This window comes from Elioraea sp. (assembly GCF_051860475.1).
In the GTDB taxonomy this organism is placed as follows: Bacteria; Pseudomonadota; Alphaproteobacteria; order Acetobacterales; family Acetobacteraceae; genus Elioraea.
Genome location: NZ_JBHYDW010000141.1, coordinates 2,274 through 11,607 on the forward strand (window position 1 = coordinate 2,274; position 9,334 = coordinate 11,607).

The following is a 9,334-nucleotide window of genomic DNA, read 5'->3' on the forward strand; positions in this document are numbered from 1 at the left end:
CCAGCGGCAGGTGCCACGCGCCGGCGGCATCGACGGTGAGCCCGCCGGCGGAGAACTGGGCGTTGATGGGTATGGGCAGTGCGGTGATGGAGGGGCCGGCATTGGTCAGGAAGTCGGTCTGGCTGGCGTAGCTGACCAGGAACAGGTCGGTCTCGCCGGGGACGGCGATGTCGCGCTCCAGCAGCAGGTGCCACGCGCCGGCGGCATCGACGGTGAGCCCGCCGGCGGAGAACTGGGCGTTGATGGGTATGGGCAGCGCGGTGATGGAGGGGCCGGCATTGGTCAGGAAGTCGGTCTGGCTGGCGTAGCTGACCAGGAACAGGTCGGTCTCGCCGGGGACGGCGATGTCGCGCTCCAGCAGCAGGTGGACGCTGGAGAGCGCCGGGCTCGATGCCGCGAGGCAGGCAGCGAGCGCGACCCCGCGAAGCCTGTTGATCCCGACGCGTGCGAGTGCAGCCATGGTGGCTCTCCCTTGCCGTCGAACGATGGGAGAGACCGACACGCAAGAAACAGGCCAATCATTTTGAACTGTTTATAGTCAAGCCATTACCCCCTTCGCGCCGCGGCATCGGGACGTGCCTGTAAAATTTCCCGACACCGGCCCCGTCAATCTTCCTGACACTGTCCGGGCTATCGCCCGGCGCCGGCCGCGAAGCGCACCGCCTCCTCGGCCGCGCGGATCAGCGCGCGCGCCTTGTGCACCGTCTCCTGGTACTCGGTCTCCGGATCGCTGTCGGCGACCACGCCCGCGCCGGCCTGCACGTACATCGTGCCGTCCTTCACCACGGCGGTGCGCAGGCCGATGCAGGTGTCCATGTCGCCGCCGGCGGCGAAGTAGCCGATGCAGCCGGCATAGACGCCGCGCCGCTCGGGCTCCAGTTCCTCGATGATCTCCATCGCCCGCACCTTGGGCGCGCCCGACAGCGTGCCGGCCGGGAACCCGGCCATCAGCGCATCGACCGCATCAAGCCCCGGCCGCAGCCGCCCCTCCACATGCGAGGAGATGTGCATGACGTGGCTGTAGCGCTCGACCGTGAACTGCTCCTTCACCTGCACCGTGCCGATCGCGGCGACCCGGCCGACATCGTTCCGCCCCAGGTCGAGCAGCATCAGGTGCTCGGCGCGCTCCTTCGGATCGTTCAGCAGATCCTGCTCGAGGCGGAGATCCTCCTCATGCGTCGCACCGCGCGGGCGGGTGCCGGCGAGCGGGCGGATCGTGACGATGCCCTCGCGCAGCCGCACCATGATCTCGGGCGAGGAGCCGACCACCGCGAAGCCGCCGAAATCGAGGAAGAACAGGAAGGGCGAGGGGTTGAGCCGCCTGAGCGAACGGTAGAGCGCGAAGGGCGGCAGCGCGAAAGGCACGGCGAAGCGCTGGCTGGGCACGATCTGGAAGGCGTCGCCGGCGTGGATGTACTCGACCGCCTTCGCGACCGCCGCCTGGTACGCCTCCTGCGTCATGTTGCTGCGCACCTGGCCGAGATCAGGCGGCGCGGCTGGTGCAGCCGGCGGCGGCGGCAGCGGCCGCGCCATCGCCGCGGCGGCGGCGGCGAGCCGTGCCTCGGCAGCCGCGCGCGCGGTGTCGGCATCGACGCCCGGCTGCGGCCGCACGGCAGTGGCGAAGGTCAGCGTGTCGGCGACCGTGTCGAACACGGCGACGATGGTCGGGCGCAGCAGGATCCCGTCGGGCACGCCGAGCGGATCGGGGTTCCTTTCCGGAATGCGCTCGATGCGCCGGACGAAGTCGTAGGCGAGATAGCCCACCACGCCGGCACTCATCGGCGGCAGGCCCGGCGGCACGTCCACGCGGCTCTCGGCGAGCAGCCGGCGCAGGCTGGCGAGCGCGCCGACCTCCTCCGCGCGCCAGCCGTCCGGGTCGGTGAGCGCGAACCGGTTCACCTCGGCCAGGTCGCCGCGCACCCGCCAGACAAGATCCGGGTCGAGCATGATGATCGAGTAGCGGCCGCGCGTCGCCCCGCCCTCGACGCTCTCCAGCAGCACCGAGTTCGGCCGTCCGGCGGCGAGCTTCAGGAACGCCGAGACCGGCGTTTCCAGGTCCGAGACCGTGGTGGTCCAGAGCAGCTGCGGCACGCCGGACTCGTAGCGCGCCCGGAACATGGCCGCATCGGGCAGCTTCGGGCTCACGGCGCGTCGCCGGCGATGAGCTGAGCCGCCTGCGGATTGATCTGGACATTGGCACGGTCGCGCAGCGCCTGGACGAACTGCGCCTCGAGATCGGCCGCGAGCGCCGCCGCGATCTGCTCGCGCTGCCGCTCGATCGCCGGCTGGTCCGCCGTACCTGGGACGATCTCGACCACCGAGGCGACCAGGAAGCCCGCGCTGCCCTCGATCATGGTCGCCTCGCCGCGCCTGAGCGCGAACAGCGCCTGCGCGAGCTGCGGCGGCAGCGCCGCGCCACCGCCCGCATCCCGCGTGAAGGGCTCGGTGCGGCGGGGGGTCCATCCGGCCGCGCGCGCCGCCTCGTCGAGCGGCCGGCCGGCGCGCGTTTCAGCGAGCAGCGCGGCCGCCTGCTCCTCCATCGCACGGCGCCGTGCCGCGCGCTCCCACGCCGCGCGCACATCGCGCTCGACCTCGGCGAGCGGACGGAGCGCGGGCGGCGTCACCCCGCCGACGCGCACGACGTAGAAGGTGCCGCCGCGCGTCTCGGTGAGCCGTGTCGATTCGCCGATGCGGGCCTCGAACACGGCGGTGATGATCTCGCCCGGCTCGGCGCCGAGCTCCACCGGATTGCCCGCGGAATCGCGGCCCTCGGCATCCATCGCCGCCACCTGCACCAGCCGGAGTTCGTGCCGCCGCGCGACCTCGGTCAGCGGAATGCCCTCGGCGATGCTGTCCTCGATCCGGTTCGCGCGGGCGTAGATCTGGTCCGCGGCACGTTCCAGGGCCACCAGACGCGCAAGCTCCTCTCTGACGCTGTCGAAGCCGCGCTCGCTCGCCGGCGCGATCTCGTCGACCCGCAGCACGTGCCAGCCGAACGGGCTCTGCACCGGGTCGGTGACCGACCCGGCCGGCGCGGCGAAGGCAGTCTCCGCGAGCCCTGGCAGCGGCAGGGCGGACCGGTCCACCAGGCCGAGCTCGGTCGCGCTGCCACCGGCCTCCTGGGCCTGCGCGGCGATCGTGGCGAAGGCCGTTCCGCGCCGCCACGCCTCGGCGATCGCGCGCGCCACCTCGCGGTCCGGCACCACCGCCTGGGCGAGCCGCCGCCGCTCGGGCGTGGAGAACTCCGCGCGGCGCTCCTCGTAGGCCTCGCGCAGCTCGCGGTCCGAGAGCCGGATCTCGCGCGCGACGTCGTCCGGGGTCAGCAGCACGAGATCGAACTGCCGGAGCTCGGGCGCGGAGAACAGGTCGGGATTGTTCTCGTGGAACCGCACGAGCTGCTCGGCGCTCGGCGCCGGCGGCGCCGGCGCGGCCATGAACGGCAGCTCAACGAGATCGGCCACGCGCCGTTCAGCGTGGAACGCGTGGACAGTGCGTGCGAGGGCGCGGGGCACGGTCGCACCCGCCCGGACCGAGCCGACGACCTGCTGCCGGGCGAGGTCTCCGCGCAGGAGCTCGAGGAAACGCCGCTCGCTCAGCCCGTTGTTGCGCAGGAAGGACTCGAACTGGACCCGCGAGAACCGGCCGTCCGCGCCCTGGAAGCCGGGTGCCTCGAGGATCGCCCCGCGCAACGCCTCGTCGGTGACCACCACCCCGCGCGTCGCGGCTTCAGCGCCGACCGCGCGGAGAGCCACCAGGCGCGCGAGCGTGGCGTCGGCGATGGCGCGGCGCACCTGCTCGGTCGGCTCGAACTCGCCGCCGAAGCTGCGGCGGAGCTGAGAGACCTCGCGCTGGTAGGCGTCGGTCGCCTCGGCGAGCGAGACCGTCTCGCCGGCGACCGTCGCGATCGAACGGTCGGCGCCGCCGCCGCGAACGAAATCCTCGATCCCCCAGACCGCGAAGGAGGCGATCAGGATCACGAACAGCCCCTTGACGATCCAGTGGTTCAGCGAGTTGCGGATGGCGGTCAGCATCGCGCGCTTGGGCTCCGTGGGCGCTTGCGAACGGGCGCGGACCCTAGAGCAGCGCGCCCCCGGGGGCAACGCACGGGCTTGCGCGGCGTCGCGCGGCCGTGTGAGAGGCGGGGGCGAGGAGGACCGCCATGCCGAGACAGCTGATCGCCGGGAACTGGAAGATGAACGGGCTGACCGTACCCGGGGCGCGGCTCGCGGGCGCGATCCGCGAGGCGGTGGCCGCCGCGCCGCCGCCCTGTGACCTGCTGATCTGTCCGCCCTTCACCCTGGTGGGCACTCTCGCGCACGTGATGCTGGGCTCGGGTGTGGCGGTCGGGGCGCAGGACTGCCACGCCAAACCCGCCGGCGCGCATACCGGCGACGTCTCGGCGCCGATGCTGAAGGACGCGGGCGCGACCGCGGTGATCCTCGGCCACTCCGAACGCCGCACCGAGCCCGGCGAGCGCGAGGCCGCGGTGCGCGCCACGGCCGGGGCGGGGCGGGCGGCGGGGCTCGGGCGGATCGTCTGGGTGGGCGAGACGCTGGCCGAGCGCGAGGCCGGACGGCAGGAGGCGGTGGTGGCCGCGCAGCTCGCCGGCTCCGTGCCGGAGGGTTTCCCGGGGTCCGGCGTGGTGGCCTACGAGCCGGTCTGGGCGATCGGCACCGGCCGGACGCCGACCGAGGCCGACATCGCCGCGATGCACGCGATGATCCGTCGGGTGCTCGGCGAGCGCTTCGGTGCGACCGGCGGGCGCGTGCCGATCCTGTACGGCGGCAGCGTGAAGCCGTCGAACGCAGAGACGATCCTTGCGCTGCCGGAGGTCGGCGGCGCGCTGGTGGGCGGGGCGAGCCTGGTCGCGGAGGACTTCCTGGCGATCGCAGCAGCGGCGGCATGACCGGGGGTCAGAGCCGCTCGCGCGCTCCGGGCGTCCAGTGCGTCGTTGGCCGCCTCGGCGCCGGCGGTCAAGATCGTCGCCAGCAGCACGGCCGCGGTGGGCCATCCAAGGCGGGCCGAGGGCATCTGGGCCATGAGCGTCGATCCACGTGGGCCGGTCTGTCAACGCCATGCGCGCCAGGGGTGGCGCGGACCGGGCCGAGCCGCTAGAAGGCGCCGGTCGCGCGGCCGGGACCGTCCGACCCCGAGGAACCCATGAACTCGATTCTCCTGATCATCCACCTGCTGGTGACGCTGTCGCTGATCGTGGTCGTGCTGCTCCAGCGGAGCGAGGGGGGGGGCCTCGGCATCGGCTCCTCGGGGGGGATGGGCAGCTTCATGGGCGGGCGCGGTACCGCCAACCTGCTGACCCGTACCACGGCGATCCTCGGCGCGATGTTCTTCGCGCTCAGCCTGGCGCTGGCGCTGCTGAACCAGGGTACCCACCAGCCGCGGTCCCTGCTCGATTCGCCGGCCCCGACCGCGCCGGCGCCCGCGCTGCCGTCGCTGCCGTCCGTCCCGACCAACTGAAAAACCGGCCGTTTGGCTGACCTGCGCCCGCCCCGGTTGTGGCGGGGCACCGATCACGCGTATCAGAGGGGTCCATGACGCGATACGTGTTCATCACGGGCGGCGTGGTCTCCTCCCTCGGCAAGGGAATTGCCTCCGCAAGCCTCGGTGCGCTGCTCCAGGCCCGCGGCTTCCGCGTGCGGCTGCGCAAGCTCGACCCGTACCTCAACGTCGATCCGGGGACGATGAGCCCCTATCAGCACGGCGAGGTCTACGTCACCGATGACGGGGCGGAGACCGATCTCGATCTTGGCCACTACGAGCGTTTCACCAGCGTGGACGCGACCAGGGCCGACAACGCGACCACCGGGCGCATCTACTCGACCGTGATCGCGCGCGAGCGCCGGGGCGACTATCTCGGCGGCACGGTGCAGGTGATCCCGCATGTCACGGATGCCATAAAGGAAGCGATCACGGCACCCGCCACCATGCCCGATGGTGCGGAGCCGGACTTCGTGCTGGTCGAGATCGGCGGCACGGTGGGCGACATCGAATCCCTGCCGTTCCTCGAGGCGATCCGCCAGCTCGGCAACGAGATCGGGCCGGCCCGCGCGCTGTTCGTGCACCTGACGCTGGTGCCGTATATCCCCTCGGCCGGCGAGTTGAAGACGAAGCCCACGCAGCACAGCGTCAAGGAGCTGCTCGGCGTGGGCATCCAGCCGCAGATCCTGCTCTGCCGCTCCGACCGGCCGATCCCGGAGGGCGAGCGGCGCAAGATCGCGCTGTTCTGCAACGTCCGCCAGGAGGCGGTGATCGCGGCGCTCGACGTCGACACGATCTACGCCGTGCCGACCGCCTATCACCGCGAGGGGCTGGACCGCGAGGTGCTGCGCCATTTCGGCCTCCAGCACGACGACGAGCCGGATCTCTCCGCTTGGCAGCGCATCGTCGACACCGTGCGCGCGCCCGAGGGCGAGGTGACGATCGCAGTGGTCGGCAAGTACACGAACCTGCTCGACAGCTACAAATCGCTCTCCGAGGCGCTGACCCACGGCGGCGTCGCCAACAGCGTGCGGGTGAAACTGGACTGGGTGGACAGCGAGATCTTCGAGACCCCGGGCGCGATCCACCGGCTGGAGGGCGTGCACGGCATCCTCGTGCCCGGTGGCTTCGGCGAGCGCGGCACGCCCGGCAAGATCGAGGCGGTGCGGTTCGCGCGCGAACGCCGCGTGCCGTTCTTCGGCATCTGCTTCGGCATGCAGATGGCGGTGATCGAGGCGATGCGGAACCTGGCCGGGATCGAGAACGCATCCTCCACCGAGTTCGGTCCCTGCGAGCATCCCGTGGTCGGTCTGCTCACGGAGTGGACGCGCGGCAACGAGGTCGAGCGGCGCGACCAGGGCGGCGATCTCGGCGGCACGATGCGGCTCGGCGCGTATCCCTGCGTGCTCCAGCCGGGCTCGCTGGTGCGCGGGATCTACGACGCGGCGCGGATCAGCGAGCGGCATCGCCACCGCTACGAGGTGAACATCCGCTACAAGCCGCTGCTGGAGGAGAGTGGTCTGCTGTTCTCTGGCATGAGCCCCGACGGCACGCTGCCCGAGATCGTCGAGTTGCCGGGCCATCCGTGGTTCGTCGGCGTGCAGTTCCACCCCGAGCTGAAGAGCCGGCCGTTGAGCCCGCATCCGCTGTTCGCCTCGTTCATCGAGGCGGCGGTGAAGCAGGCGCGGCTGGTGTGAGCCCGATCGCGATGCGCCCGGTCGGCATGGTGCGCTCGACCCGCGCCGCGCCGACCGATGACGGCTGGGACGCCGAGACCGCGCGGATCGAGCTCGACAGCGCGCGGTTCGGGCCGGAGGCGCTGGTGGGCCTCGACGCGTTCAGCCATGTCGAGGTGGTGTTCGTGTTCGACCGCGTGGACGAGGCCAGGGTCTGCACCGGCGCGCGCCATCCGCGCGACGATGCCTCGTTGCCGCGGCTCGGCATCTTCGCCCAGCGCGGCAAGGACCGGCCGAACCGGATCGGGCTGACGGTCTGCCGGGTGCTGCGGATCGAGGGCACGGTGGTCCACGTCGCGGGGCTGGACGCGATCGACGGGACGCCCGTGCTGGACCTCAAGCCGTGGATGGCGGTGTTCGCGCCGCGCGGACCCGTTGAGGAGCCGAACTGGTCGATCGAGCGGATGCGGGGCTACTGGTGAGTGCGCGCGTCGTCCGCGTCGGCGGGCTGGAGCTCGGCAACCACCGTCCGCTGGCGCTGATCGCGGGGCCGTGCCAGATCGAGAGCCGCGACCACGCGCTGGAGGTGGCCGCGGCGCTCACCGAGATTGCTGCCGCTGCCGGGATCGGCCTGATCTTCAAGTCCTCCTACGACAAGGCGAACCGCACCAGCGTGTCGGGCGCACGCGGCGTCGGGATGGCGAAGGGGCTCGCGATCCTCGCCGAGATCCGTGAGACGCTGGCCGTGCCGGTGCTGACGGATATACACGGCGAGGACCAGGTCGCGCCGGCGGCGGAGGCGGTGGACGTGGTCCAGATCCCCGCCTTCCTGTGCCGTCAGACCGATCTGCTGCTCGCCGCCGGACGGACGGGGCGGGTGGTAAACGTCAAGAAGGGCCAGTTCCTTGCGCCGCGGGACATGGCGAATGTCGCGGCCAAGGTCGCCTCCACGGGCAACGAGAACATCCTGCTGACGGAACGGGGCGTCTCGTTCGGTTACAACACGCTGGTTGCCGACATGCGCGCGCTGCCGATCATGGCCGAGACCGGCTATCCGGTGGTGATGGACGCGACCCACGCGGTGCAGTCGCCGGGCGGGCAGGGCAGCGCCTCGGGCGGCGATCGCCGCTTCGCCCCGGTGCTCGCGCGCGCGGCCGTGGCGGTCGGCGTGGCAGCGGTGTTCATCGAGACGCATCCCGACCCCGACCGCGCGCCCTCGGATGGCCCCAACATGATCCCGCTCGCCGAGATGCCGGCGCTGATCGCGCGGCTGATGGCGTTTGACCGGGTGGCGAAGGGCGCGTGATCCTGGTCCGGCTGCTGACGGCGGCGGACCGCGTGGGACTCCGCGCGTTGCGCGCGCGCGCCCTGACCGAGGACCCGGCGAGCTTCGGCCGCACGGCGGAGGAAGAGGCAGGCGTCGAGCGCCTGCCGATGGAGGCCTCGCTGGAGGCGCCCTGGCCCGCGACCTTCCTGATCGGCGCCGAGCGCGACGGCGTGCTCGTCGGCATCTGTGGCACCTACCAGGGGCAGACCGCCAAGACACGCCATACGGCGGAGATCGTCTCAGTCTATGTCGCGCCTGAGGCGCGGGGGCTCGGCGTCGGAGCGGCGCTGGTGACGGAGGCGCTGGCGCGGCTCGCGGGCGCCGGGATCGCGGTCGCGAAACTTTCGGTCGCCGAGGAGTCGGTCGCGGCGCGACGGCTGTACGAACGGTGCGGCTTCGAGATTTATGGCCGCGAGCCCGCCGGCTATCGCTGGCAGGGGCGCGACTGGACGCTGCTGCTCATGCGGCGGGAGCTGACACCACCCTTGCGCTGACCCGTGCATCCCGTCATCGCGGCGGTGTCGTGCTGCGGTCAGAGTTGGGGCGGGCGGGATCCCCTCCGGTGGCCAGGGCGGCACGATCTTCGTCGGCCGCGATGTGGCCAGGCGCCGGCTGGAGGTTCGTCGGCGGCCGGCGGACGAGGGCTCCTCGGCCGGGTTCACCAGCACCGTGCCGGACCGCCTTCTGGCCGGGCTCTCCCCCGCTCCGAGGGTCGGGAGACGACGTCGCCGCTCAAGCCATCCGGTGGCTTGGCAGGACGCTTGCCGCGGCGCGGGCGCATGACTAGGGTCCGCGCCGTTGGCGGGGCGTAGCGCAGCCTGGTAGCGCGTCTGCC

9 protein-coding genes are annotated in these 9,334 nt (G+C 72.1%); 6 read left to right on the top strand and 3 right to left on the bottom strand.

Features of this window, described 5'->3' with window-relative positions:
* From ACTIFU_RS19270 to ACTIFU_RS19280, 3 genes are all read right to left on the bottom strand, one after another.
* Nucleotides 1-460 (bottom strand): hypothetical protein (locus tag ACTIFU_RS19270; protein ID WP_439579941.1); only part of this gene is annotated, 460 nt, incomplete at its 3' end.
* Between the two features lie 170 nt (nucleotides 461-630).
* The gene (gene trpE, locus ACTIFU_RS19275; RefSeq protein WP_439579948.1) at nucleotides 631-2,118 is read right to left on the bottom strand and encodes an anthranilate synthase component I; all 1,488 of its coding nucleotides are present in this window, start codon (nucleotides 2,116-2,118) and stop codon (nucleotides 631-633) included.
* A 23-nt stretch (nucleotides 2,119-2,141) separates the two neighbouring features.
* A complete protein-coding gene (locus tag ACTIFU_RS19280; protein ID WP_439579942.1) occupies nucleotides 2,142-4,031 on the bottom strand; it encodes a peptidyl-prolyl cis-trans isomerase in 1,890 nt (629 codons plus the stop codon).
* A 128-nt stretch (nucleotides 4,032-4,159) separates the two neighbouring features.
* On the opposite strand from ACTIFU_RS19280, the gene tpiA reads away from it, so the two are divergent.
* The 6 genes from tpiA to ACTIFU_RS19310 all read left to right on the top strand — a co-directional run bounded on the left by tpiA (nucleotide 4,160) and on the right by ACTIFU_RS19310 (nucleotide 8,993).
* A complete protein-coding gene (gene tpiA / locus ACTIFU_RS19285; protein ID WP_439579943.1) occupies nucleotides 4,160-4,906 on the top strand; it encodes a triose-phosphate isomerase in 747 nt (248 codons plus the stop codon).
* Between the two features lie 254 nt (nucleotides 4,907-5,160).
* Entirely contained in the window at nucleotides 5,161-5,475 is a 315-nt protein-coding gene (secG, locus tag ACTIFU_RS19290) for a preprotein translocase subunit SecG (RefSeq protein WP_439579944.1), read from the top strand.
* 74 nt (nucleotides 5,476-5,549) lie between these two features.
* Complete coding sequence (locus ACTIFU_RS19295; protein WP_439579945.1) at nucleotides 5,550-7,193, top strand: CTP synthase; 1,644 nt, start codon at nucleotides 5,550-5,552, stop codon at nucleotides 7,191-7,193.
* Nucleotides 7,190-7,654, top strand: a complete 465-nt coding sequence (locus ACTIFU_RS19300; RefSeq protein WP_439579946.1) for an SAM-dependent methyltransferase — start codon at nucleotides 7,190-7,192, stop codon at nucleotides 7,652-7,654. Before ACTIFU_RS19295 ends, ACTIFU_RS19300 begins: the two co-directional genes overlap by 4 nt.
* A complete protein-coding gene (gene kdsA / locus ACTIFU_RS19305; RefSeq protein WP_439579949.1) occupies nucleotides 7,648-8,478 on the top strand; it encodes a 3-deoxy-8-phosphooctulonate synthase in 831 nt (276 codons plus the stop codon). Before ACTIFU_RS19300 ends, kdsA begins: the two co-directional genes overlap by 7 nt.
* Complete coding sequence (locus ACTIFU_RS19310) at nucleotides 8,475-8,993, top strand: GNAT family N-acetyltransferase (protein ID WP_439579947.1); 519 nt, start codon at nucleotides 8,475-8,477, stop codon at nucleotides 8,991-8,993. Before kdsA ends, ACTIFU_RS19310 begins: the two co-directional genes overlap by 4 nt.
* The last annotated feature ends 341 nt before the right edge of the window (nucleotides 8,994-9,334 follow it).